Raw genomic sequence first — 24,378 nt, forward strand, 5'->3', positions numbered from 1 at the left:
CGTCCGTCCGCAGTGCGGACCCCTCCGCACCGTCCGTCCCCCACGAAAAGTGCGCCGTGCGAACTCTTTCCCTGCCGCTCGCGCTCACCGCGCGCATCTCGCCCGTCGTCGTGCTCGCCGCGGCGGGCTGGGTGCTGACGTCGGGCCCGGCCACCACGCCGGCCACCCAGAAGGAGTCGTCGGCGCCGCAGTCCGCCGGCGAGTCCCCCTCGGGCGCGTCCACGGCGGCCGCCACGAAGCAGTACACCGCCGCGCCCGCGCCGTGCGGCAGCATCAGCGCGGCGACGATCAAGTCGCTGGTGCCGGGCGCCAAGACGGCCGGCAAGGAGATCCCCTCGACGGACACGGCACTGCGCCGCACCTGCTCCTGGAACGCGCTCAAGGGGTACGACTACCGCTGGCTGGACGTGTCCTTCGAGATCACGGAGTCCGACCAGGCGGCCGCCAAGTCGTACAAGGAGAACGTCGACGACAAGAGCGGCGGCGGAAACGTCCCCGGCGTCGGGGACGCCGGGTACTCGGTGGTGAACCTCACCACCGAGAACAAGCAGCAGACCCGTGAGGGCGTGGTCATGATCCAGGCGTCCAACGCGCTGGTGACCGTGACGTACAACGGCAGCGACTTCGAGTCCAAGAAGGCGCCCAGCACGGACGAGATCAACAAGGGTGCCATCAAGGCCGCCAAGGAGGCGGTCGCTGCGCTGGAGAGCGGCCGGAAGGCCTGAGCCGGCAGATCCGGGCCGAGCCCGACCGCCCTCCACACACGCGTGGCGGCCTGTCAGGCCGCGATGCCCTCCTGCTCCTTGCCCTTCGGCAGCATCAGCGCGACGTAGAGCAGCAGTGACGTGGCCAGGCCCACCGCCCAGCCGTAGTCGGCCAGCGGCTTGAGGAACGGGATCAGACCGTCGGTCGGGAACGGGCCGGCCTTCTTGCCGTCCGCGCCCACTCCCGAGTACGAGCCGCCGACCGCGAGCAGACCGCCCACCACGAAGGCGACGATGGCCCGCCAGTTCCAGCCGTTGGTGTACCAGTAGCGGCCGCCGGGCGTGTAGAGGTCGGCGAGGTGCAGGACCGTGCGCCGGACGATCCAGTAGTCGGCGATGAGGATGCCCGCGACCGTGCCGAGCAGGCCGCCGACGACTCCGAGCCAGGTGAAGATGTAGAACTCCGGCGTGGAGATCAGCTTCCACGGGAAGATCAGGATGCCGACGACACCCGTGATCAGCGCACCCGTACGGAAGTTGATGAACTTCGGGGCCAGGTTGGACAGGTCGTACGCCGGTGAGACCACGTTGGCCGCGATGTTCACGGAGATGGTGGCGACCAGCACGATGACCAGCGCGAAGAGCAGCCCGAAGGCGTTGTCCGTCTTGGCGGCCAGCGCGACCGGGTCCCAGATGGCCTCGCCGTAGATGGCCTCGGATCCGGAGGTGACCAGCACGGCGAGGACCGCGAAGAGCGTCATCGTCGTGGGAAGACCGAGGGCCTGCCCCCAGGTCTGCGCCTTCTGACTGGCGCCGAACCGGGTGAAGTCGGGGATGTTCAGGGACAAAGTGGCCCAGAAGCCGATCATTCCCATCAGGGACGGGAAGAAGACCGGCCAGAAGTCGGCGCCCCAGCCCAGCTTCGAGGGCTGGTCGAGCAGCGCGCCGAAGCCGTCGGCCTTGACCGCGATCCAGATCAGCAGCACGAGCGCGCCGGCGATCACGAAAGGCGCGGCCCAGTTCTCGAAGTGCCGCAGGAAGTCCATGCCGCGGTAGATGATCGCGATCTGGAGCGCCCAGAACAGCAGGAAGCAGAGCCACAGGGGCCAGGGGTTGCCCGCGATCTTGCCCGCGTCCTCCCAGTGGCCGCCGGTGAGCTTGGAGCCCAGGGCGAAGATGCCGCTGCCGCCGATCCAGGTCTGGATACCGAACCAGCCGCAGGCCACGGCGGCCCGGATCAGCGCCGGGATGTTGGCGCCGCGCAGCCCGAAGGAGGCGCGGGCGAGCACCGGGAAGGGGATGCCGTACTTGGGTCCGGCGTGCCCGGTGGCCAGCATCGGGAACAGCACGATGATGTTGGCCAGGGCGATGGTGAACACGGCCTGCTTCCAGTCCATGCCGAGCGCGACCAGGCCGGAGGCCAGGGTCCAGCTGGGGATGCAGTGGGCCATGGAGATCCACAGGGCCGCGAAGTTGTACGTCGTCCACTTGCGCTCGGAGACCGGTACGGGACGCAGGTCCTCGTTGGCGAAGGGGCTGTCGGCGGGGAAGGCCTCGGGGGCGAGCTCGACGCGGCCACCGGCGGACTGCTGTATCGGCGACCCCGTGGGGACTGTTTCGGTCATGGGCAGGCCAATCGATCAGGACGGGACGGGATAGGCCGTGCGGGGGCCTTGGGTGGGACCGGGACGGGCGGGGAGGCCTTTCCCGGCCCCACCACCCCTCCCCGGGACGGCGGGAAGGGGGGACAAGGTGTGGGGGGTCGGTCGAGCGGTCGCGGTGGGGTCAGGAGTTGACGGCGGGGATGATCTCGGCCCCGTACGCGTCGATGGTGGCTTCCTGGGCGTCGTGCATGTCGTAGACGGCGAACTGGTCGACGCCCAGTTCGCGCAGCGCGTTCAGCTTCTCGATGTGCTTCTCGACCGGTCCGATGACGCAGAACCGGTCGACGATCTCGTCGGGCACGAACGCGGTGTCCGGGTTGTCGGCGCGCCCGTGGTGCGAGTAGTCGTACCCCTCGCGCGCCTTGATGTAGTCGGTGAGTTCCTGAGGGACCAGACCGCCGCCGGAGCCGTACTTGGAGACCAGGTCGGCGACGTGGTTGCCGACCATCCCGCCGAACCAGCGGCACTGCTCACGCGCGTGGGCGAGGGCCTCGGGCGAGTCGTCCGCGGTGACGTAGGCCGGGGCGGCCACGCAGATCTTCACCTCGGAGGGGTCGCGGCCTGCGGCGACGGCCGCGTCCTTCACGGCCTTGACCATGTACTCGGTCAGATAGAGGTCGGAGAGCTGGAGGATGAACCCGTCGGCCTCCTCGCCGGTCATCTTCAGGGCCTTCGGGCCGTACGCCGCCATCCATACGGGGAGTTCGGCGCCCTCCTTGATCCACGGGAACCTGATCACCGTGCCGCCGAGGTCGGCCTCCTGGCCCGAGCCGAGCGCCCGGATGACCTTCATGGCCTCGCTGATGCGGGCCAGCGTGTTGGGCGTACGCCCCGCGACGCGCATCGCGGAGTCACCGCGGCCGATGCCGCAGACCGTGCGGTTGCCGAACATGTCGTTGAGGGTGGCGAAGGTGGAGGCGGTGACCTCCCAGGTGCGGGTGCCCGGGTTGGTGACCATCGGGCCGACCTTCAACTTCGAGGTGTTCGCGAGAATCTGACTGTAGATCACGAACGGCTCCTGCCAGAGCACGGCGGAGTCGAAGGTCCACCCGTAGGTGAAGCCGTTGCGTTCGGCCCGCTTCATCAGGCTGATGACCTTCGAGGCGGGCGGATCCGTCTGCAGGACGAGTCCGAAGTCCATGGGCGCCACTCCTAGTTGAGGTACTGACAGGTGGAGCGCGGGGTGTACGTGCCGTGCCCGGCGTGTCCGGTGTACTCCCGCTCGGTGATGACGAGTTCGCCGCGCGAGAGGACCGTCTCGACCCGGCCGGTGAGGCGCTTGCCCTCGTAGGCCGAGTAGTCGACGTTCATGTGGTGGGTCTCGGCGGAGATGATCTGCTCGGCGTGCGGGTCGTAGATGACGACGTCCGCGTCGGCGCCCGGGGCGATGGTGCCCTTCTTCGGGTACATGCCGAACATCCGGGCCGGGGTGGCGCAGGCGATCTCGATCCAGCGGCGGCGGGTGATGTGCCCGTCGACGACGGCCTGGTGGAGCAGGTCCATGCGGTTCTCGACGCCCGGCAGGCCGTTGGGGATCTTCGAGAAGTCGCCGCGGCCCAGCTCCTTCTGGCCCACGAAGCAGAAGGGGCAGTGGTCGGTGGAGACCACCTGGAGGTCGTTGGTCCTGAGGCCCTGCCACAGCTTGGCCTGGTGCTCCTTCGGGCGCAGGGGCGTCGAGCACACGTACTTCGAGCCCTCGAAGTCCGGCTCCGCGAGGTTGTCCGTGGAGAGGAACAGATACTGCGGGCAGGTCTCGCCGAAGACGTTGAGGCCCTCGTCCCGCGCCCGCGCCAGCTCGGCCACCGCCTCCATGGCCGAGACGTGCACGACGTACAGGGGGGCGCCGGCGACCTGCGCGAGCTTGATGGCGCGGTGGGTGGCCTCGGCCTCCAGGAGCGCCTTGCGGACCTCGCCGTGGTAGCGGGGGTCGGTCTCGCCGCGTGCCAGCGCCTGCTCGACCAGGACGTCGATCGCGATGCCGTTCTCGGCGTGCATCATGATCAGGCCGCCGTTGTCGGCGGAGCGCTGCATGGCGCGCAGGATCTGGCCGTCGTCGGAGTAGAAGACGCCGGGGTAGGCCATGAACTGCTTGAAGGAGGTGACCCCCTCCTCCACCAGCAGGTCCATCTCCTTGAGCGTCTCCTGGTTCACATCGGAGACGATCATGTGGAATCCGTAGTCGATGGCGCAGTTGCCCTCGGCCTTGGCGTGCCAGGCGTCCAGGCCCTCGCGCAGCGAGTGGCCCACGCTCTGCACCGCGAAGTCGACGATGGTCGTCGTACCGCCCCAGGCGGCGGCCCGGGTGCCGGTCTCGAAGGTGTCGGAGGCGAAGGTGCCGCCGAACGGCAGCTCCATGTGGGTGTGGGCGTCGACGCCACCGGGGATCACGTACTTTCCGGTGGCGTCGATCGTGCGGTCCGCGGTCCAGCTCTGGGTACCGGGCACGGCGAGGGCGGCGATGCGGCCGTCCTCGATCAGCACGTCGGCGTGGATCTCGTCGGACGCGGTGATGACGAGGCCACCGCGGATGACGGTACGGCTGCTCATGTTCCCTCTCCTGCCAGGGTGGACGGTTCGGTCAGGGTGCGGTCAGCGGGGGGTACGCGTCCGGACGGCGGTCGCGGTAGAACTGCCAGCGGTCGCGGACCTCCCGCAGCTTGGCCAAGTCCAGGTCGCGGACGACGAGTTCGGTCTCCTTGTCCGAAGCGACCTCGCCGACGAACTGCGCCTCCGGGTCGACGAAGTACGTCGTCCCGTAGAAGTCGTTGTCGCCCAGCTCCTCCACACCCACCCGGTTGATCGCGCCGACGAAGTACTCGTTGGCGACGGCCGCCGCGGGCTGCTCCAGCTGCCACAGGTACGCGGACAGACCGCGCGAGGTGGCCGACGGGTTGAAGACGATCTCGGCACCGGCCAGGCCCAACGCCCGCCAGCCCTCCGGGAAGTGACGGTCGTAGCAGATGTACACGCCGATCTTCCCGACCTTCGTGTCGAAGATCGGCCACCCCAGATTGCCGGGACGGAAGTAGAACTTCTCCCAGAATCCGGGCACTTGGGGGATGTGGTGCTTGCGGTACTTGCCGAGGTACGAGCCGTCGGCGTCGATCACCGCGGCGGTGTTGTAGAGGACGCCGGGCTGCTCCTCCTCGTACATCGGCAGGATGAGGACGATGCCCAACTCCTTGGCCAGCGACTGGAATCGCTTGACGATGGGCCCGTCCGGGATCTGCTCGGCGTACTCGTAGAACGCCTTGTCCTGGACCTGGCAGAAGTACGGCCCGTAGAACAGCTCCTGGAAGCACAGGACCTGAGCACCCTGCGCGGCCGCGTCCCGGGCCGCCTGCTCGTGTACCTGGATCATCGACTCCTTGTCGCCCGTCCACGCGGTCTGGAAGAGGGCGGCACGAATCACTCTGCTCATCGGGACCTCCGGTCACTCGGTGTGCGAGAAGACTAGGAAGTCCGAAAACGGGCTTTGAGTTGCACGGTGTCACGTCTGCGGGCATGCGGCGTGCCACGGTGTCACCCTCTCGTGAGCCCATGTTTCACCGCCGTTTTCCCAGGTCGTGGCTTGTTTCAGGCCTGTTGCGCGTCGTGTGCGAGGAGTGCGATGTGTACCGAGGCGGCCTGCTCGAAATCGTCCAGGTCGACGCCCAGCCGGCCCTGTATCGCCTCCAGCCGGCGGTAGAGCGCGGGCCGGGAGACGTGGTGGAGCTGGGCGGTGCGGGACTTGTTGCGGCCGGTGGCGAGATAGGTGCGCAGCACCGCCAGCAGGTCGTCTCCCGCCGCGCACAGCAGCCCGTCCAACTCGCGCTCGGCGAAGGACTGCACGTGCGGGTCGTCGCGCAACAGCCTTATCAGTCCGCGCAGATGGACGTCCTTGAGGCGGACGACCGCGGGAAGGTCGAGTGCTCCCGAGGCGACCGCGTCCGCGACATGCCGGGCCTCACGCATGCCGGCGGGGACGTCGTCCCAGGCGGTGCGCGGGTCCGCGGCGGCCACGACCGTCTGGGTCAGCCGCGCCGCGAAGTTGGCGGTGAGCACGGCGGCGTCCTGGTCCCTGGCCAGGCTCAGCAGCACCGCGGTGGCCCCGTCGGCGAGTTCGGCGACGATACCGGGCAGCCCCAACAGCCGTAGTACCCGGTCGAGTTCCGCCGGATCGCCGTCCCGTACGACGAGCGGCACGAAGGTGCGCCGGTTGACGGGCAGTCCGGCCGCCCGGGCGCGGGGCAGCAGTTGCCGCGCCGGTACGACCCCGCTGACCAGGTCGGTGAGCAGGCTCTGCGCGGACTGCTCCTCCCAGCTGTGGGCGGAAGTGCCCCCGAGCATGCGGTGCAGGACGAGGGATTCGGCGGCGCGGTCGGCGAGGAGGCGTCCGGTGGCGGTGTCGCCGCGGTAGCCGCACAGCATGATCTGGCCCCAGCGCTCGCCGCGCCCGCCGAGTTCGGCGCGGATCCAGCCGTCGCCCTCGCTGCCGCCGGCCTGGCGGGCGATGCGCTCCCAGTCGCGCAGCACGTCGTCCACCGCGGACCGCTCCCCCGCGGTGGCGAGGACGCGGTGGGCGAGGTTGGTGACGACGACGGGACAGCCGCTGTGGTGGGCGATCTCGTCCAGCAGGCGCTGGAGCGGTGCGCCCGCGGTGATGAGTCCGGTCAGCGCGGTGCGCACGGCCTCGGACATGCTGACGGCGGCGAACTTCCGCCGTACCAGCCGGGCCTGCACCTCCTCCGTCAACTCGGCGAAGGGGAAGGGGCGGTGCAGGACGACCATGGGCAGCCCGCACCGCTCGGCGGCCCGGCGCATCACGTCCGGCGGGGCCGGGAAGGCGCGGCCGAGTCCGAGGACCACGGCCGCGGCCTCCGCGCGGTGCAGGGACTGGATGTACTCGGCCTGCTTGCCGTCGTCTCCGGCGAGCAGCACACCGGTGGTGAGGACCATCTCGCCACCGCTGAGCATCACACCGACGTCGGCAGCCTCGGCCACGTGCACCCAGCGCACGGCCCGGTCGAGCTGGGCGGCACCGGCCACCACCTCGGGCTCCCCGGCCAGGACCCGTTCCAGCATCAGGACCTGCCGGACCGACAGGGTCGGCGCCAGGGACTCCAGGGGCTCCGAGGTGGTGCTCATGACGGTGTTCCCTTGCTGTGGACCTACTGGAGGGTGCTCCTCAGAGCGTGTTCGAGGATCGCGGCGCCCTCTTCGGCCTCCGCGACGGTCAGGGACAGCGGCGGGGCGATCCTGAGGGCACTGGTGTTGTGCCCGCCGCCCTTGCCGAGCAGCAGCCCCTCGGCGCGGGCCGCCTCGAGGACGGCGGACGCGGCCTGCGGGTCGGCCTCGTCGGTGCCGGGTTTCACCAGCTCGACGCCGAGCATGAGCCCGCGCCCGCGCACCTCCCGTACGCCGGGAATCTGCGCGGCGACGGACCGCAGCCTCTCGATGAGCAGTCCGCCCACGCGCCGGGCGTTGCCCTGGAGGTCGTGTTCCAGGAGGTACGTCAGGTTCGCGAGGCCGGCCGCCATGGTGATCTGGGTGCCGCCGAAGGTCGAGATGCTGTTGGAGTCGAGGCAGTTCATGATCTCGGCGCGGGCGACGACCCCGCCGATGGACATGCCGTTGCCGATGCCCTTGGCGAAGGTGAGGATGTCCGGCGGGCCGGACTGCCCGTGCGCCTGCCAGCCCCAGAAGTGGTCGCCGGTGCGGCCCCAGCCGGTCTGCACCTCGTCGGCGATCCACAGGATGCCGTGCTCGTCGAGCACTTCGCGGAAGGCGGCGTAGAGGCCGTCGGGCGGGGAGGTGAAACCGCCGACACCCTGGATCGGTTCGGCGATCAGGGCGGCGGGCGGCCGGGTGTGGCCGAGGAGGTCCCTGAGGTCGTCGACGCAGGCCGCGATGAAGTCGTCGTCGCCGAGGGAGGCGTACGGGCCGCGGGTGCGGACGCCGCCGTGGACGTACAGCGTCTGGAGCGGGGACAGCGAGGTGGGCGACCAGCCGCGGTTGCCGGTGATGCCGACCGCGCTGAAGGAGCGGCCGTGGTAGCTGTTGCGCATCGCCAGGATCGTGTTGCTGCGCCGGTAGGTGGTGGCGAGCAGCAGGGCGGTGTCGTTGGCCTCGGTGCCGGAGGTGGTGAAGAAGACCCGGGCGTCCGGGATGCCGGACAACTGGGCTACGCGCTCGGCGAGTTCGACCATCGGCCGGTTCAGGTACAGAGTCGACGAGTGGATGATCCGCCCGGCTTGTTCGCTCACCGCCTTGGTGATCTCGGGCAGGGCGTGCGCGGTCATCGTCGTGAGGATGCCGCCGAAGAAGTCGAGGTACCTGTTGCCCTCGGCGTCCCACACGTAGCGGCCCTCGCCATGGGTGATCTCCAGCGGGTCCTCGTAGTAGAGGGCGAGCCAGTCGGGCAGGACGGCCCGGTGACGCCCCAGCAGGTCCTTGGTCACGGCTGCACCAGCCCTTCGTAGGCGTCGGGGCGGCGGTCACGGTAGAACGCCCACTGCTGGCGCACTTCGTCGACGAGGTCGAAGTCCAGGTCGCGGACGACCAGTTCCTCCTCCTTGTCGCTCGCCGTCTCCCCCACGAACTGACCGCGCGGGTCGACGAAGTACGACGTCCCGTAGAAGTCGTTGTCGCCGTACTCCTCGACACCGACCCGGTTGATGGCCGCGACGAAATACTCGTTGGCCACGGCGGCCGCGGGCTGCTCCAGGCGCCACAGGTGGGAGGAGAGTCCCCGATGCGTGGCGGACGGGTTGTAGACGATCTGGGCGCCGTTCAGGCCCAGTTGGCGCCAGCCCTCCGGGAAGTGCCGGTCGTAGCAGATGTACACGCCGACCTTGCCGACGGCCGTGTCGAAGACCGGCCAGCCGAGGTTGCCGGGCTTGAAGTAGTACTTCTCCCAGAAGCCCTTGACCTGCGGGATGTGGTGCTTGCGGTACTTGCCGAGGACGCTGCCGTCGGCGTCGATCACGACCGCGGTGTTGTAGTAGAAGCCGGACTGCTCGACCTCGAACACCGGCACGACGATCACCATGCCGGTCTCGCGGGCGAGGTCCTGCATACGACTCGTGGTGGGGCCGTCGGGCACCGGCTCGGCCCAGCGGTAGTGCTCGGGTTCCTGGACCTGGCAGAAGTAGGGGGCGTTGAACACTTCCTGGAACCCGATGATCTTCGCGCCCTGTCGGGCCGCCTCGCGGGCGTGCTCCTCGTGTTTCGCCACCATGGACTCGGTGTCGCCGGTCCAGGTGGCCTGGACCAGAGCGGCACGTACGACGTTGGCCATGAGCTGCTCCTTCGGCGGGGACGTCAGAGCCTCTACGCCCGTAGAAGGGGCCGTAGAGGGACGAACGTAAGCCTCCTGGACAGGCTTGCCAAGACCATCGTCGTTAACCCGCGAAGTCGATCACGTTTCACACTCCACTGGAGGAGTGATGTGCCCGGTCAGCGGGGGTTGTGGGGGACCTGTCAGGCGGAGAATCCGGCGACCCGCAGGGCGTGCACCAGGTCCCAGTGCCGCTCGTCCGAGACGCCCCGCGCGGCCGCCAGGAGGAGCGGTACGAGGGTCCCCGGGCCGGGTTCGGCGCTGCGGGCGGCCTCCTCGGGGGCGCGGACGCGGACGTAGGCGTCGAGGAGCGCGGTGACCTCACGGCGGCGGCCCTCGGCGACCAGCCCGAGCACGGCCGTGCCGATCTCGCCGGCGGGTCGGGCGACGCCCTGTCTGAGGATCTGTTCCCCGTCCGCACCGCGCCCGGCCGCGACCAGCGCGTCCGCGGCGGCCACCAGCCGGTCTGCGGGCAGTGACGCGGCCTCCCACAGCAGGGTCGCCCAGTCGGCGCCGAGCCCGGCGTGCTGCAGCTCCGCGGCGAGCAGCGGGAAACGGTCGGCGGGCCAGTGGGCGAGCTCGACGAGCACGCCGTGCGCCTCGCCGGTACGCCCCTGCGAGCGCAGCCGCACCAGCGTCGCGACCGTCGCGGCGGTCTCCCGCCGCGCCACCGCGTCCAACGGCTCGGCCCCCTGCCGCGAACCCGCCGCCGGCGCCTCCGCGGCCCCGGCGAAACGGGCCCCGCGCGGCCTCCGCCCCTTCGCCACGGGCGCGGTGGGCAGCTCGGGCACGGCCGCCGGGGGTACGACGACGGGGGCGCCGTCCTCCTCGACCACACCGGCGAACCGGGCACCGCCACGGCGGCGCTTGCGCTTTGCCTCCGGCGGTGGGGCGGTGGGGGTGGGTTGTCGCGGGGGGTCGACGTCGGGTGGGGGTGTGCGGTCAGCGCCGATGGTGGGGGCCGGGGCCTGCTGATACGGGGTGTGGGCCGTGCGGGAGACGTCGGACTGGCGGTGCTGGTGCGGGGCGTGTCCGGGGTGGGCTGCTTCTGCGGGGCCAGGGCGCTGGGGTGCGTGGTCGGGGGTGTCGGGGGTGTCGGGATCGACGGGGGCCATCGGGTGCGGGCGGTAACCCGGACGGGCCGTTCCAGCGGCCCCGGCTCGCCGAGACACGTCCCCGGAAGCCTCCCCCCAGACGGAAGCCTGCGGGGCAGCCACCGAGCGGGCGGCATCAGCGGTGCCGGAGTGATGTGGCGCAGCTCCGGAGGAGTCCGCCCAGGCCGGCCGGGATACGTGTCCTGAGCGGGCGGCCTCGGTGGGGCTGGGCCACTGCGGGGCGTGTCCGGCATCAGGCGCTTCGGCGTCGGTGGTCGGCGCGGCCTCGCGCTGCTGCGGCATGTTCGGGAACCGAGTGCTTCCGGGGTCGGCCTCGCGACCGTCGCCCCCTTCTGCATGTCCGCCGCCCCCGGCGTCCCCCCGACCGCGGTCCCCCCGCACCCCGTCCCCGTGCGCTTCCCGGAACACCCCGCCGTCCCCGCCCTGGCCCCGCCTGATCGCCCGGGCCTGGTCGTCCAACGTGCGGTGGTCCAACTCGGCCATCCGGGACTGGAGTTCGGCGCAACGCCGTACGGCGCGTTCGTGGTCGTCGCGGGCCCAGGCGAGGTCCAGGCGGATGGCGTCGGCCTCCTCCTGGGTCGTGGCGCCGGCGAGGCGGCGGCCCAGTTCGGCCTGGCGTTCCGCGGCGTAGCGCTGTTCGCGGAGCATGACGTCGAAGCGGTCACCGAGGGCGTCCCGGCCCCCGGGGCGGGCGTCGTGGGCGGCCTGGGCGGCGGCGTGCAGGGGGCGGGCCCGGTCCGCCTCGGCGTGGGCCACCTCCGGGCCGTACGCCGCGGCGAGGTCCTGAAGGAGCGACTCGACCACGTCCCACGGCGGCACTTCACGGCCGTCGAGGCAGGCCTGCATACCGTCCGGGTCGCGCTGCCAGAAGACGGCGCACCAACCGGCGCCCTGATCCAGGCGCGCGAGCACACCCTCCAGATAGGCCACGAACTCCCGCATCCGACCCGGGAGTTGATCCACTGCCATCGCTCAACTCCCGTTAGACCGGAGCACTCCGGTCCGTAAGGCAACACCAGCAGTGTTACGAACGGGCTACGGACAGTTTTCAAAGGGGCAGCAGGAGCCTCATGGCGCGCGCCACGCCGCTGAGCGAACTCCCGTCACACGCCCGCCAACTCGCACAGTCCGGCCAGCTCGTCCATGGACAGCCCGAGCACCCGAGCCAGCGCGGCCACCGTGAAGAAAGCCGGGGTCGGGGCCCGTCCGGTCTCGATCTTCCGGAGGGTCTCCGGAGAGATCCCGGCACTCGCCGCGACCTCCGCCATGCTGCGGCCACCGCGGGCCTCGCGCAGCAACCGGCCGAGCCGCTCGCCGCGTTCGTGTTCTTCGGGAGTGAGAGGGGTGCGCACCATGCCCCCCATTCTAATACCGGTATAGTAATTGGCATGGTGGAGCTGAAGACGGACACATCGATCGATGCCATGTACGAGGCCGGACAGGTGGTCGGGCGCGCCCTGACCGCCGTACAGAAGGCCGCTGACGTGGGTGTTTCCCTGCTGGAGCTGGACGAGGTGGCGCGTGGGGTGCTGCGGGAGGCCGGGGCGTCCTCGCCCTTCCTGGGCTATCGCCCCTCCTTCGCCTCCACGCCCTTCCCCGCCGTCATCTGCGCTTCCGTGAACGACGCGATCGTGCACGGCATCCCGACCGGCTACCGGCTGCGCGACGGCGACCTCGTCTCGATCGACTGCGGTGCCCAACTCGGCGGCTGGGCCGGTGACTCGGCGATCAGTTTCACGGTGGGCAGGCCGCGCGCCGCCGACGTACGGCTGATCGAGACCGCGGAACGGGCGCTGGCGGCCGGGATCGCGGCGGCGGTCGTGGGCAACCGCATCGGCGACATCGCGCACGCGATCGGCACGGTGTGCCGGGACGGCGGGTACGGGATCATGGACGACTTCGGCGGACACGGAATCGGCCGCCGTATGCACGAGGACCCGCCGGTGCCGAACGAGGGGCGCCCGGGGCGCGGGCTCGCGCTGCGGCACGGCATGGTGCTCGCGATCGAGCCGATGCTCATCGCCGGCGGCACCGACGAGTACCACACGGCGCCGGACGGCTGGACGCTGAAGACGAACGACGGCTCGCGCGCGGCACACACCGAGCACACCGTGGCCGTCACCGACGCGGGACCACGCGTCCTGACCGCGCGCTGAGCAGGCTCTCCGCAAGGCGCCCAGTGCCGCGGCGTCGCCCGCAGACCGCCGAATGTGCCCCGCTCCCCCATCCGTGCGAAGGTGTAACCGGCTGACACCCGGGTTACCCGGCCCCGGCACGTCGATCAGCGAGGGTGTCCCCGGCCCGCGCGGGGATGCCGGATGGGAACGCCCATGACCAGCGGATTCAGCGGACCGGAAGGCTATGACGCCTTCGGAGAGTTCCTCGCCCGTTTCTTCGGCGGGCCGCGTCCCGGCCCCCGCCAGATCAACATCGGCCAGCTGCTGAGCCAGCCGGCCAGGGAGCTGGTGCGGGGCGCCGCGCAGTACGCGGCCGAGCACGGGAGCCGGGATCTGGACACCCAGCACCTGCTGCGGGCCGCGCTCAGCGCCGAGCCGACCCGGACGCTGCTGAGCCGGGCCGGGACCGATCCCGACTCGCTCGCCTCGGAGATCGACGAACGCTCCGGCCCCGTCCAGCACCAGCCGGAGGAGGCCCCTCCTCCCACGTCGCTGTCCCTCACCCCGGCCGCCAAGCGCGCCCTGCTCGACGCGCACGAGCTGGCCCGGGCCCGGGGAGCCGGATACATCGGCCCGGAGCACGTGCTCAGCGCCCTGGCCGCGAACCCCGACTCGGCCGCCGGGCACATCCTCAGCTCGGCCCGGTTCGCCCCCACCGGTCTGCCTTCCGAGGCGGCCCCGGACGGCGGGCAGCCCGCCGGTGAGGCACCACGCCACACAGGTACGCCCACGCTCGACAAGTACGGCCGCGATCTCACCGACCTGGCCCGTCAGGGCCGTATCGACCCGGTGATCGGCCGGGACGAGGAGATCGAGCAGACCATCGAGGTGCTGTCCCGGCGCGGCAAGAACAACCCGGTGCTCATCGGAGACGCGGGCGTCGGCAAGACCGCCATCGTGGAGGGCCTGGCCCAGCGGATCGTCGACGGGGACGTGCCCGACGTGCTGATCGGGCGTCGGGTCTTCGCCCTCGACCTGACCGGGGTGGTCGCGGGCACCCGCTACCGGGGCGACTTCGAGGAGCGCCTGACGAACATCGTGGGCGAGATCCGTGACAACTCCGACCGGCTGATCGTCTTCATCGACGAGCTGCACACGGTCGTCGGCGCGGGCGGGGGCGGCGAGGGCGGCTCCCTGGACGCCGGCAACATCCTCAAGCCCGCCCTGGCCCGCGGCGAGCTGCACATCGTCGGCGCGACCACCCTGGAGGAGTTCCGCAGGATCGAGAAGGACGCGGCCCTGGCCCGCCGCTTCCAGCCCATCCTGGTCCCGGAGCCCACCCCGGCGGACGCGATCGAGATCCTGCGCGGGCTACGCGACCGCTACGAGGCCCACCACCAGGTGCGTTACACCGACGAGGCGCTGGTGGCCGCCGTGGAGCTGTCCGACCGCTATCTCAGCGACCGCCGCCTGCCGGACAAGGCGATCGACCTCATCGACCAGGCAGGAGCGCGGGTACGACTGCGGGCGCGCACCAAGGGCACGGACGTACGGGCCCTGGAGCGTGAAATCGAGCAGCTGACCCTGGACAAGGACCAGGCGGTCGCCGCCGAGCAGTACGAACAGGCGACCCAACTGCGGGACCGTATCGGCGAGTTGAAGCAGCGGATCGGCGAGGCCACCGGGGGCGACGAGGCCGACGAGGGCCAGCACCTGGAGGTCACCGGGGAGGCCATCGCCCAGGTGGTGTCCCGGCTGACCGGCATCCCGGTCAGCAGTCTCACCGAGGAGGAGAAGGACCGGCTGCTCGGCCTGGAACGCCACCTGCACGAGCGGGTGGTCGGCCAGGACGAGGCCGTACGGGTCGTCTCGGACGCCGTCCTGCGCTCCCGTGCCGGCCTCGCGAGCCCGGACCGGCCGATCGGCAGCTTCCTCTTCCTCGGCCCGACCGGCGTCGGCAAGACCGAACTGGCCCGCGCCCTCGCCGAGTCCCTGTTCGGCAGCGAGGAGCGCATGGTCCGCCTGGACATGAGCGAGTACCAGGAGCGGCACACCGTCAGCCGCCTGGTCGGCGCCCCGCCCGGATACGTCGGCCACGAGGAGGCGGGCCAGCTGACCGAGGTGGTCCGCAGGCACCCGTACTCGCTGCTCCTCCTGGACGAGGTGGAGAAGGCTCACCCGGACGTCTTCAACATCCTCCTCCAGGTCCTCGACGACGGACGGCTCACCGACTCCCAGGGCCGCACGGTCGACTTCACCAACACGGTGATCGTCATGACCAGCAACCTGGGCTCGGAGGCGATCACCCGGCGGGGCGCCGGAATCGGCTTCGGTTCGCAGTCCGGTGAGGAAGCCCGGCGCGAACAGATCCTGCGCCCCCTGCGGGACCACTTCCGCCCGGAGTTCCTCAACCGCATCGACGAGGTGGTGGTCTTCCGTCAGCTGACCGGCGAGCAACTGCGCCAGATCACCGAGCTGCTGCTGCAGAGCACCCGCCGCCTGCTCCGGGCACAGGGCGTCACGGTCACCTTCACGGACAGCGCGGTGGACTGGCTCGCAGAACGCGGCTACCAGCCGGAGTACGGCGCCCGTCCGCTGCGCCGCACGATCCAGCGGGAGGTCGACAACCAGCTGTCCCGCCTCCTGCTGGACGGCACGATCACCGAGGGCGACACGGTGACGGTGGACACGGAGGCAGGCGGTCTGACGTTCACGCGGACTCCTCAGGGGCGCGGGGCTGTATAGATCTGCGGCTCCGCCGCGGGGCGCGACGAGCCCCCAGGCGCCCCTGAGGACGACTACGGCGCGGGGTGCACCACTTGCGCGGACCCTCCACCCCGCCGCACCGTCTCGGCCGCCGCGAGCCACTTCCCACCCGGCAGCCGCTGCACACCGGTCGCCGCCCCGATCTCCGGGTTCAGCTTGAACGAGTGCCCGATGGCCTCCAGCTGGGACCGTTCCCCACTGCTGTACAACGCCGGCTCCAACTCGGTCTGCGCGGCGTTCCGCTGACTCGCCCGAGGCGCCGCGATCGCGTCCACGAGCGGCAGCCCGCGGTCGACGAACTCGGTCAGCACCTGGAGCACGGTCGTGATGATGGACGCCCCACCGGGCGAACCCAGCGCCACCACGGGCTTGTTGTGCCGGTCGAGCACGATCGTCGGCGAGATCGAGGACCGCGGCCGTTTGCCGGGCCCCGGCAGGTTCGGGTCGTGAACGGCCGGGTTGGCGGGAGCGAAGGAGAAGTCCGTCAGCTCGTTGTTGAGAATGAATCCCCGCCCGGGGACGGTGATCGCACTGCCGCCGGTCTGCTCGATGGTCAGGGTGTAGGAGACGACGTTCCCCCACTTGTCGGCCACCGTCAGATGCGTGGTGTTCTCGCCCTCGTACGTCGTCGGAGCCGCGGTACCCCGGTCCGTGCAAGCCGCGGGATGCCGCGGGTCTCCCGGCGCCACCGGGCTCGTGAGCACCGCGTCGTCCTTGATCAGGCAGGCCCGCGAGTCGGCGAACTTCTGCGACAGCAGCCCCTTCGTCGGTACGTCCTCGAAGGCGGGGTCGCCGACCCAGCGCCCCCGGTCCGCGAACGCGATCCGGCTGGCCTCGATGTAGTGGTGCAGGTACTGGACCTCACTGGCCTTCGAAAGGTCGGTGTTCTCCAGGATGTTGAGGGCCTCACCGACCGTCGTGCCGCCGGACGAGGAGGGCGCGATGGAGTAGACACCGAGCCCGCGGTAGGAGGTCTTGGTGGGCTTCTGGAGCTTGGCCCGGTAGGCGGCGAGGTCCTTCTCGGACAGGTCGCCCGGCCGTGCGTTCCAGCCCGAACCCGGGTCCACCGGCGGGTTGTTCACGGTGTCGACGATGTCGTCGCCGAGGTCGCCGTGGTAGATCGCGCCGACCCCCTTGCGGGCCAACTCCTGGTAGGTGCGGGCGAGATCGGGGTTCTTGAAGGTGGAGCCGACGACCGGCAGCTGCCCGCCGGGCAGGAACAGCTTGGCGGTGTCCGGGAAGTACCGGAACCGCGTCTCGTTGGACGCGGTCTGCGAGCGGAACGTGTTGTCGACCGTGAACCCGTCCCGGGCGATCCGCTCGGCCGGCTTCAGGACGGTGCCGAGCGATCTGCTGCCCCACTGGCCCAGCGCCGTGGCCCAGGTGGCGGGCGTGCCCGGGGTTCCGACGCTCAGCCCGCTGCTGACGGCGTCGGCGAAGGCGAGCGGCTTGCCGTTCTCGAGGAACAGGTCGGAGCCGGCGGTCAGCGGTGCCGTCTCGCGGCCGTCGATCGTGTGGACCGTACGGGACTTGGCGTCGTAGTAGACGAAGTAGCCGCCCCCGCCGATGCCGGAGGAGTACGGCTCGGTGACGCCGAGCGCGGCGGCGGTGGCGACGGCCGCGTCGACCGCGTTGCCGCCCTTCCTCAGCACCTCGATGCCGGCGGCGGAGGCGTCCGCGTCGACGCTGGAGACAGCGCCGCCGTAGCCGACGGCGACGGGTACTTTCTCGGGTGTCGAGGTGGCCTGCGGCGGTGCTGCCGCCCCCACCGACACCACGGCGGCCGAGACCGCCAGGACCGACAGTTTCCGTGCGACAGGGCGACGCATCCGTACCTCCAGTCCAGGACCGTCCGCGCAGCGTAACCACATCGCCGGGGCCCCGACACCCCTCTTCGGGTCAGGTGTCATGCGAATGCCACACTTCGAACACCGGTACGTAGGAGTCGTGTCGGCCCGCTAGCATGCGCGCACATGACAGACGACGTGCGCAACATCGTCCTGGGTGTGGTGGCGGCAGGCATCAGCGCCGCGCTCGGCTGGCTCGCCCGGACGTACCTGTGGAAGCGGAAACTCCGCCGCAAGCAGGCGTTCTTCGGACTGCCGGACAACTCCGAGTCGCTGCTGGTCGTGAACCGGGACGCGGGCAGCACCGAACTCGCGGTGCACCGTTACGACGTGTTCGCGCTGCTCGAACTCTCCGCCCTCATCAAGGACTGCGGCGCACACGCCGAGGTGATCACCCAGGACGCGGCCCGGCAGGGCTTCGGGGAGCGCACGGAGTTCTGCGTCGGCGGCCCCACGTCGAACCGGCGCATGATGGCGCACATCGCCGCCATGCTGCCCGGGGTGCTGGTGAAGGTCGATCCGTCGGAACCCGGCCCGATCCGCATGACGTACCAGATCGGCAGTGAGCTCTACCTCCTGGAGAAGGGGGTGTCCGAGTACGTCCTGCTCGCCCGTCTCACCGCCGGACAGCCCGGGTTGACCAGGCCCGTCTTCCTGTTCTGCGGTCAGACCGCGATCACCAACCAGGCCGCGACCCGCTACCTGGCCCGCAACCACGAGCGGCTGTACCGCAAGTACGGCGACAACTCCTTCGTCATCCTGCTGAAGGTGGTCAACTCACAGGCGTACGGCCCCGATGTCGCCGAACTGGTCGCGGACGTGACGCGCGCGGCCCAGACACCGCTGCCGACGCCCGCGGCTCCACGCAACTCCCACCGCGCCTCCTGAATTGATTCACACCACAACAATCGTTACTCCCACGTAACTTACCGACGGGTTACCTCTGGTAAGGCGTCGAGGTTACCGTCTGGTCACTTTGCATTGACACGAGTAGGGAGTGACCCGTGGGACACCCTCGCAAGGCCCTGCGTACGACCACCGTGGGCGCCGTCTCCGCGACTCTGATCGCCGGTAGCGCCCTCGGACTCGCCCCCACCGCCCAGGCGGCGGACGCCGTCCGCTTCGTAGACATCGCCGGTGACGGTGGCACCGTCCTCAAGGCGAACGTCATCACGCCCGCCGGCTCCGACGGCTCCCGGCGCTACCCGCTGCTCGTCCTGCCCACGAGCTGGGGCCTGCCCCAGGTCGAGTACCTCGCCCAGGCCCAGAAGCTCGCCAACTCCGGTTATGTCGTTGTCAGTTACAACGTCCGGGGCTTCTGGCAGTCGGGCGGGGAGATAGAAGTCGCGGGGCCGCCCGACACCGCCGACGCCTCCAAGGTCATCGACTGGGCACTCGCCAACACCCCTGCGGACGCACAGCACATCGGCATGGCTGGCGTCTCGTACGGCGCCGGCATCAGCCTGCTCGCCGCCGCGCACGACAAGCGCGTCAAGGCCGTGGCCGCCCTCAGCGGCTGGGCCGACCTGATCGACTCGATCTACTCCGGCCGCACCCAGCACGTCCAGGCCGCCGCCCTGCTGGACGGCGCGAGCCTGGTCACCGGCCGCCAGAGCGCCGAGATCCGGCAGATCTTCGACAACTTCTACGCGTCGAACCTGTCGAAGGAACAGGAGATGATCGACTGGGGGAAGAAACGTTCGGCCGCCACATACGTGGACCAACTGAACGAGAGCGGCGCGGCGGTCATGATGGCCAACGCGTGGGGCGACACGGTCTTCTCCCCCAACCAGTACGCGGACTTCTACGAGAAGCTGACCGGCCCGAAGAGACTGGAGCTGCGCCCCGGCGACCACGCCACGGCCGAGCTGACCGGCCTGTTCGGCCTTCCCAACGACGTGTGGACGGACACCGGGCGCTGGTTCGACCACTACCTCAAGGGCGCGGACAACGGCATCGACCGTGAGCAGCCGGTCCAGCTCAAGTCCCGTTCCGGGGGCGGCTACGAGGGGTACCCGGACTGGAAGTCGGTCGGCGCGACCCGTAAGAAGATCGCTCTCTCGGGCACCACCACGATCCACACCAACGTGGACTCGGGCGCGGACGGCGGGATCGTCTTCCTGTCCAGCATCCTCGACCAGATCGCCCAGGCTCCCCCGGTCGCCTCGATCCCCCTGCTCCCCCGCCGCTGGGCCGCCGTATGGCAGTCGGAGAAGTACCCGACCGCCCAACAGGTACGCGGCACCGCGAAGTTGCACACCACGCTCACCCCCACCAAGGAGAGCGGCACCCTCGTCGCCTACCTGTACGACGTGGGGCCGCTCGGCCTCGGCAAGCTGGTCTCCAACGCGCCGTACACCTTCCACGGGCAGGCGCCCGGCAAGCCGTTCGGCGTCGACCTGGAGCTGTTCTCCACGGCCTACGACGTCCCGGCAGGGCACCGTCTGGCCCTGGTGGTCGACACGGTCGACCCGCTCTACATCGAGCACAACCCGTCCGGCGCTCAGCTGACCTTCTCCTCACCGGCGAACGACCCGTCGTACGTGTCGTTTCCGCTGCGCGAGCAGTGATCTCCGGCCGGCGCCGGGCGGGTAGGGCTCTGTGACTGCTGCCCCCTACGGCTGACAGACCGTGGGGGGACCCCCGCCAGGCAGCAGCGTCCCTGGAGGCTCGGTCGCCGTCACCGTGGGGGTGAGCGGACCATCGTAGTCGAGGCTCGAAGACATGGCCGTCGCCTCCCTCAGTGCTTGAGGATCTTGGAGAGGAAGTCCTTGGCGCGCTCGCTGTCCGGGTGGGTAAAGAAGTCGTCGGGGGCGCGGTCCTCGACGATGCGGCCGTCGGCCATGAACACCACGCGGTTGGCGGCCGAGCGGGCGAAGCCCATTTCGTGAGTGACGACGATCATGGTCATGCCCTCCCGGGCCAGTTGCTGCATGACCTCCAGGACTTCGTTGATCATCTCCGGGTCGAGGGCCGAGGTGGGCTCGTCGAACAGCAGGGCCTTGGGCTCCATGGCGAGGGCGCGGGCGATGGCCACGCGCTGCTGCTGACCGCCGGAGAGCTGGGCCGGGTACTTGTCGGCCTGGTCGGCGAGGCCCACCCGGTCGAGGAGTTGACGGGAGCGCTGGTCGGCCTGGTCCTTCTTGCGTCCGCGGACCTTGACCTGGGCCAGTGAGATGTTCTGCAGGACCGTCTTGTGGGCGAACAGGTTGAAGGACTGGAAGACCATGCCGACCTCGGCACGGAGCTTCGCGAGGGCCTTGCCCTCCTCGGGCAGCGGCTGCCCGTCGAGCGTGATGGAACCGGACTTGATGGTCTCCAGGCGGTTGATCGTCCTGCAGAGCGTGGACTTGCCCGACCCCGAAGGGCCGATGACCACGACCACCTCCCCCTTGCCGACGGTGAGGTTGATGTCCTGCAGGACATGCAGCTCCCCGTAGTACTTGTTGACGTCACGCAGTTCGATCAACGGATCGACGACGGCCATGCCCAGCCCTACTCACTCTCAGCTGTGTCGTGGTTGCCGCAACTTATCGAGGCAAGATCGCACTTGAGGAACGACACGCACTTTTCGGTCATTAGCCGTATTTACGCCGCGCTTACGGCCATGGGTTCACTCCTCGGCGACCTCCGCGTAGAGCTGGGACAACTCGGGCACCCCGCTCGCGGCCCACTCGTGACCGGAGGCCACGACGTCGAACTCACGCCCCGATTGCAGCCGGATCACGGGCTGGCCGTCCGAGCGCAGATCCCAGGCCGCCCCGGGGACGGTCCGCACGATGACCGTGCCCAGATAGAGCCCGGCGTCGTTGCCGAGCCAGAGCAGGATCTCCTCGTCGTCCCGCCAACCCGGCACCAGCTGGTCGAGCGCCTCCAAGGAAGCTGCCGTGTCGTCCAGTTGGACACCCGAACGGGAGGCGTGGGAGCGCAGAAGCTCGCACTCGGAGAGGAGTTCGGCGATGCCCTCGGGGTCGCGGGTCCCCGGTTTCTCACTCCAGCCGCCCAGAAAAGGGATCTTCATACACCCAGCGTGTCACTCACCCGGCCCTGTGCACCACAGGCGCGCGGGCTGTCGTTTCCACCGTGCCGGGTGGAGCGAGGCCCAGACGTCCACGTCGTGGTCCAGGCGTCCGGATCGTGGTCTAGACGTCCAGGTCGACGACGACCGGCGCGTGGTCGGAGGCGCCCTTGCCCTTGCGCTCCTCACGGTCGACGTAGGCGTCGGTGACGGCCTTCGCGAAGGATTCGTTGCCGTACACGAGGTCGATGCGCATGCCGCGGTTCTTGGGGAAGCAGAGCTGGCGGTAGTCCCAGTACGTGAACGGGTGGTCGTACTTGAGGGGCCGCGGGACCACGTCCGACAGGCCCGCCTCGCGCAGGGAGGCGAGAGCGGCGCGCTCGGCCGGGGTGACGTGGGTGAGGCCCTCGAAGGCGGCCACGTCGTAGACGTCGTCGTCCGTCGGCGCCACGTTGTAGTCGCCCAGGACCGCGAAGGGCCGGCTGCCCGCGGCGTCACCGGCGACAGCGGCCTTGAGGGCCTCGAACCACTGGAGCTTGTAGGCGTAGTGCGGGTGGTCGACCTCGCGGCCGTTCGGCACGTAGACCGACCACACACGGGCCGGGCCGCAGGTCGCGGAGATGGCGCGGGGCTCCGGGGCGCCGTCGTAGCCGGGGTCGCCGGGCAGGCCCTTGACCACGTCGTCGAGGCCTACCCGGGAGATCACCGCCACGCCGTTCCACCGCCCCGTCGCGTGGACCGCCGCCTCGTAGCCCGCCTCGCGCAGCTGGTCGAACGGGAACTGCGCCTCGGCGACCTTGGCCTCCTGGAGGCACAGCACATCGGTGCCGGTGCTCTCCAGCCAGGCCAGCAGCCTCGGGAGACGAGCGGTGATCGAGTTGACGTTCCAGGTCGCGATGCGCATGCCTCACAACCTACCGGGCGGCACTGACACTCACAGAGCCGTGCTCTCCCCCGGCTTCAGCCGCAGGTGCTCCGCGCCGCCGAGGGCACCGATCTGGTTGTCGTAGATCGGGCGGGCGAGGTCGGTGAGGAGGGCGTCGTGGATGTCGTAGGCGCGCTGGGGCTTGACCTCACGGACGTAGTCGATGACCTCGGAGATCTTGCTCCAGGGGGCCATGACGGGGAGCATCAGCGTCTCGACGGTCTGGTCGGGGACGGTGAGGGCGTCGCCGGGGTGGAAGACCTTGCCGCCGTCGACGAGATAGCCGACGTTGGTGATGCGCGGGATGTCCGGGTGGATCACGGCGTGCAGTTCGCCGTGGACCTGGACGTCGAAGCCGGCGGCGGTGAAGGTGTCGCCGTGGCCGACGGTGTGCACACGGCCGGGGAAGGCGGCCGAGATCTTCTCGGCGACCGACCTCAGGGTCCAGATCTCGGCGGCCGGGTTGGCGTCCAGAGCGGTCCGCAGCCGCTCCTCGTTGAAGTGGTCGAGGTGTTCGTGTGTGACGAGGATCGCGTCCGCGCCGAGGGCGGCGTCCTCCTCACTGAACGTCCCGGGGTCGAGGACGAGCATCTGCCCGTCCTTCTCCAGACGGACACAGGCGTGCGACATCTTCGTGAGCTTCATGGGTCCATCCTGCCCCTGGGCGAAGTGCCCGGCTCACTCGGTGGGGGTGGTCTCCTCGCGGATGACCTGCTGGGCCACCTTGAAGGCGCTGTTGGCCGCCGGGACCCCGCAGTAGACGGCCGCCTGGAGCAGCACCTCCTTGATCTCGGAGGGGGTCAGGCCGTTGCGCAGGGCGGCCCGGGTGTGCGAGGCGAGCTCGTCCAGGTGTCCGCCCGCGACCAGCGCGGTCAGGGTGGCGACGCTGCGGGAACGGCGGTCGAGCCCCGGCCGGTCCCAGATCTCGCCCCAGGCGTAGCGGGTGAGGAGCTCTTGGAAGTCGGCCGAGAAGTCGTCGGCCTGCGCCAGTACCCGGTCGACGTGCGCGTCGCCGAGCACCTCGCGGCGCACCTTGATGCCGGTGTCGTACGGATCGGCGCGGCCGGCCGACTGGGGGGCCGGGGCGGCCGGCGCGATCTCGGCGATGGGCACCGGGTGCGGGGGCGCGACGTGCGGCGGCGCGGGCGTGAGGACCGGGTTGACCGGGGCGCCGGGGATCGCGGTCTGGCCGGTACTGGAGTCGAAGGCGGGCTGCCAGGCGGTGGAGAAGTGTCTGACGAGCAGGTCGGTGACGGCGGCGGGCTGCTCGACCGGCACCAGGTGGGAGGCGCCCGGTACGACGGCGAGCCGGGCGTCCGGGATGCCCGCGACCAGGGTGCGGGCCTCGGCGGGGCCGGTGACCTGGTCGTCGGAGCCGACGAGGACCAGGGTCGGCACCCCGACGCTCGCGAGGTCGGCCCGCACGTCGAACGCGGCGAGCGCCTCGCAGGCCGCGATGTAGCAGCCGGGGTCGGTGGTGCGCACCATCTGCACGGCCCACTCGGTGATCGCGGGCTGGGCTGCGGCGAACCCGGAGGTGAACCAGCGGTCGGGCGAGGTACGGGCGATGGGATCGAGCCCGTTCGTCCGTACGATCACCCCGCGCTGGCGGAACTCGTCGGCCGTGCCGAAGCGGGGCGAGGCGGCGATCAGCGCGAGCGAGGCGAGCCGCTCCGGGTGGCGCAGCGCCAGCTCCATGCCGACCGCGCCGCCGAGCGCGCAGCCCGCGTAGCCGAAGCGCTGCACCCCGAACCGGTCGAGCGTGGCGAGCAGCCGGTCGGTGAGGTCGCCGACCGAACCCGCCGGGTAGGCGGGCGCGCCGCCGTGCCCCGGCAGGTCGAACCGGAAGACGCGCCACTGCTTGATCAGTTCGGGGACCTGGCGGTCCCACATGTGCCAGGTGG

At 70.4% G+C, this 24,378-nt stretch carries 20 protein-coding genes; 5 read left to right on the forward strand and 15 right to left on the reverse strand.

What is annotated here, in order from left to right:
- Positions 1-56 precede the first annotated feature (56 nt).
- Positions 57-725: a hypothetical protein gene (locus D1369_RS07345; RefSeq protein ID WP_037903834.1), complete on the forward strand. Its 669-nt coding sequence runs from the start codon at positions 57-59 to the stop codon at positions 723-725.
- 53 nt (positions 726-778) lie between these two features.
- Here the strand turns inward: D1369_RS07345 and D1369_RS07350 are convergent, their stop codons facing one another.
- The 9 genes from D1369_RS07350 to D1369_RS07390 form a co-directional block, all read right to left on the reverse strand.
- Positions 779-2,329: an NCS1 family nucleobase:cation symporter-1 gene (locus D1369_RS07350; RefSeq protein ID WP_007385789.1), complete on the reverse strand. Its 1,551-nt coding sequence runs from the start codon at positions 2,327-2,329 to the stop codon at positions 779-781.
- Positions 2,330-2,489: 160 nt separating this feature from the next.
- Positions 2,490-3,509 carry a TIGR03842 family LLM class F420-dependent oxidoreductase gene (locus D1369_RS07355; protein WP_007385788.1) on the reverse strand — a complete coding sequence of 340 codons (1,020 nt, stop codon included), beginning with the start codon at positions 3,507-3,509 and terminating at the stop codon, positions 2,490-2,492.
- Between the two features lie 11 nt (positions 3,510-3,520).
- A complete protein-coding gene (gene hydA, locus D1369_RS07360) occupies positions 3,521-4,915 on the reverse strand; it encodes a dihydropyrimidinase (RefSeq protein ID WP_118082349.1) in 1,395 nt (464 codons plus the stop codon).
- A gap of 31 nt (positions 4,916-4,946) precedes the next feature.
- Positions 4,947-5,789, reverse strand: a complete 843-nt coding sequence (locus tag D1369_RS07365; RefSeq protein WP_118082350.1) for a nitrilase-related carbon-nitrogen hydrolase — start codon at positions 5,787-5,789, stop codon at positions 4,947-4,949.
- 155 nt (positions 5,790-5,944) lie between these two features.
- Positions 5,945-7,495, reverse strand: coding sequence for a PucR family transcriptional regulator (locus D1369_RS07370; RefSeq protein WP_007385785.1), 1,551 nt, complete (start codon positions 7,493-7,495; stop codon positions 5,945-5,947).
- A 23-nt stretch (positions 7,496-7,518) separates the two neighbouring features.
- A complete protein-coding gene (locus D1369_RS07375; protein WP_007385784.1) occupies positions 7,519-8,808 on the reverse strand; it encodes an aspartate aminotransferase family protein in 1,290 nt (429 codons plus the stop codon).
- A complete protein-coding gene (locus tag D1369_RS07380; protein WP_007385783.1) occupies positions 8,805-9,647 on the reverse strand; it encodes a nitrilase-related carbon-nitrogen hydrolase in 843 nt (280 codons plus the stop codon). Before D1369_RS07380 ends, D1369_RS07375 begins: the two co-directional genes overlap by 4 nt.
- A gap of 182 nt (positions 9,648-9,829) precedes the next feature.
- Complete coding sequence (locus D1369_RS07385; RefSeq protein ID WP_240436055.1) at positions 9,830-11,770, reverse strand: hypothetical protein; 1,941 nt, start codon at positions 11,768-11,770, stop codon at positions 9,830-9,832.
- 134 nt (positions 11,771-11,904) lie between these two features.
- Positions 11,905-12,156, reverse strand: a complete 252-nt coding sequence (locus D1369_RS07390; RefSeq protein ID WP_158680177.1) for a helix-turn-helix transcriptional regulator — start codon at positions 12,154-12,156, stop codon at positions 11,905-11,907.
- A 33-nt stretch (positions 12,157-12,189) separates the two neighbouring features.
- On the opposite strand from D1369_RS07390, the gene map reads away from it, so the two are divergent.
- Positions 12,190-12,957 (forward strand): type I methionyl aminopeptidase, encoded by a 768-nt coding sequence (gene map / locus D1369_RS07395; RefSeq protein WP_007385780.1) that lies wholly within the window; start codon positions 12,190-12,192, stop codon positions 12,955-12,957.
- A gap of 174 nt (positions 12,958-13,131) precedes the next feature.
- Positions 13,132-15,663: an ATP-dependent Clp protease ATP-binding subunit gene (locus tag D1369_RS07400; protein WP_037901912.1), complete on the forward strand. Its 2,532-nt coding sequence runs from the start codon at positions 13,132-13,134 to the stop codon at positions 15,661-15,663.
- A gap of 53 nt (positions 15,664-15,716) precedes the next feature.
- Here D1369_RS07400 and ggt read toward each other — a convergent pair whose 3' ends face one another.
- Positions 15,717-17,513: a gamma-glutamyltransferase gene (ggt, locus tag D1369_RS07410; RefSeq protein WP_007385778.1), complete on the reverse strand. Its 1,797-nt coding sequence runs from the start codon at positions 17,511-17,513 to the stop codon at positions 15,717-15,719.
- Positions 17,514-17,657: 144 nt separating this feature from the next.
- Here ggt and D1369_RS07415 point away from each other — a divergent pair, with 144 nt between their 5' ends.
- On the forward strand, positions 17,658-18,419 hold the full coding sequence (locus D1369_RS07415; RefSeq protein WP_202477126.1) for a hypothetical protein: 762 nt from the start codon (positions 17,658-17,660) through the stop codon (positions 18,417-18,419).
- Between the two features lie 116 nt (positions 18,420-18,535).
- Entirely contained in the window at positions 18,536-20,101 is a 1,566-nt protein-coding gene (locus D1369_RS07420; protein WP_007385776.1) for a CocE/NonD family hydrolase, read from the forward strand.
- Positions 20,102-20,271: 170 nt separating this feature from the next.
- Here D1369_RS07420 and D1369_RS07425 read toward each other — a convergent pair whose 3' ends face one another.
- The 5 genes from D1369_RS07425 to pcaC all read right to left on the reverse strand — a co-directional run bounded on the left by D1369_RS07425 (position 20,272) and on the right by pcaC (position 24,367).
- Positions 20,272-21,018 (reverse strand): amino acid ABC transporter ATP-binding protein, encoded by a 747-nt coding sequence (locus D1369_RS07425; protein WP_037901910.1) that lies wholly within the window; start codon positions 21,016-21,018, stop codon positions 20,272-20,274.
- A 126-nt stretch (positions 21,019-21,144) separates the two neighbouring features.
- Entirely contained in the window at positions 21,145-21,552 is a 408-nt protein-coding gene (locus D1369_RS07430) for a DUF6278 family protein (RefSeq protein ID WP_007385774.1), read from the reverse strand.
- Between the two features lie 121 nt (positions 21,553-21,673).
- Positions 21,674-22,453: an exodeoxyribonuclease III gene (locus tag D1369_RS07435; protein ID WP_007385773.1), complete on the reverse strand. Its 780-nt coding sequence runs from the start codon at positions 22,451-22,453 to the stop codon at positions 21,674-21,676.
- 30 nt (positions 22,454-22,483) lie between these two features.
- Positions 22,484-23,119, reverse strand: a complete 636-nt coding sequence (locus D1369_RS07440; RefSeq protein WP_007385772.1) for an MBL fold metallo-hydrolase — start codon at positions 23,117-23,119, stop codon at positions 22,484-22,486.
- A 33-nt stretch (positions 23,120-23,152) separates the two neighbouring features.
- Positions 23,153-24,367 (reverse strand): 4-carboxymuconolactone decarboxylase, encoded by a 1,215-nt coding sequence (gene pcaC / locus D1369_RS07445; RefSeq protein ID WP_237557691.1) that lies wholly within the window; start codon positions 24,365-24,367, stop codon positions 23,153-23,155.
- Between the last annotated feature and the right edge of the window lie 11 nt (positions 24,368-24,378).

This window comes from Streptomyces sp. CC0208 (genome assembly GCF_003443735.1).
Classification (GTDB): Bacteria; Actinomycetota; Actinomycetes; order Streptomycetales; family Streptomycetaceae; genus Streptomyces; species Streptomyces sviceus.

Excerpts from the sequence above, each read along its gene's own strand:
- D1369_RS07350 (WP_007385789.1), bottom strand. The coding sequence starts at position 2,329 with ATGACCGAAACAGTCCCCACGGGGTCGCCGATACAGCAGTCCGCCGGT.
- D1369_RS07355 (WP_007385788.1), bottom strand. The coding sequence starts at position 3,509 with ATGGACTTCGGACTCGTCCTGCAGACGGATCCGCCCGCCTCGAAGGTC.
- hydA (WP_118082349.1), bottom strand. The coding sequence starts at position 4,915 with ATGAGCAGCCGTACCGTCATCCGCGGTGGCCTCGTCATCACCGCGTCC.
- D1369_RS07365 (WP_118082350.1), bottom strand. The coding sequence starts at position 5,789 with ATGAGCAGAGTGATTCGTGCCGCCCTCTTCCAGACCGCGTGGACGGGC.
- D1369_RS07370 (WP_007385785.1), bottom strand. The coding sequence starts at position 7,495 with ATGAGCACCACCTCGGAGCCCCTGGAGTCCCTGGCGCCGACCCTGTCG.
- D1369_RS07380 (WP_007385783.1), bottom strand. The coding sequence starts at position 9,647 with ATGGCCAACGTCGTACGTGCCGCTCTGGTCCAGGCCACCTGGACCGGC.
- D1369_RS07385 (WP_240436055.1), bottom strand. The coding sequence starts at position 11,770 with ATGGCAGTGGATCAACTCCCGGGTCGGATGCGGGAGTTCGTGGCCTAT.
- D1369_RS07390 (WP_158680177.1), bottom strand. The coding sequence starts at position 12,156 with ATGGTGCGCACCCCTCTCACTCCCGAAGAACACGAACGCGGCGAGCGG.
- map (WP_007385780.1), top strand. The coding sequence starts at position 12,190 with ATGGTGGAGCTGAAGACGGACACATCGATCGATGCCATGTACGAGGCC.
- D1369_RS07400 (WP_037901912.1), top strand. The coding sequence starts at position 13,132 with ATGACCAGCGGATTCAGCGGACCGGAAGGCTATGACGCCTTCGGAGAG.
- ggt (WP_007385778.1), bottom strand. The coding sequence starts at position 17,513 with ATGCGTCGCCCTGTCGCACGGAAACTGTCGGTCCTGGCGGTCTCGGCC.
- D1369_RS07415 (WP_202477126.1), top strand. The coding sequence starts at position 17,658 with ATGACAGACGACGTGCGCAACATCGTCCTGGGTGTGGTGGCGGCAGGC.
- D1369_RS07425 (WP_037901910.1), bottom strand. The coding sequence starts at position 21,018 with ATGGCCGTCGTCGATCCGTTGATCGAACTGCGTGACGTCAACAAGTAC.
- D1369_RS07430 (WP_007385774.1), bottom strand. The coding sequence starts at position 21,552 with ATGAAGATCCCTTTTCTGGGCGGCTGGAGTGAGAAACCGGGGACCCGC.
- D1369_RS07435 (WP_007385773.1), bottom strand. The coding sequence starts at position 22,453 with ATGCGCATCGCGACCTGGAACGTCAACTCGATCACCGCTCGTCTCCCG.
- D1369_RS07440 (WP_007385772.1), bottom strand. The coding sequence starts at position 23,119 with ATGAAGCTCACGAAGATGTCGCACGCCTGTGTCCGTCTGGAGAAGGAC.
- pcaC (WP_237557691.1), bottom strand. The coding sequence starts at position 24,367 with ATGTGGGACCGCCAGGTCCCCGAACTGATCAAGCAGTGGCGCGTCTTC.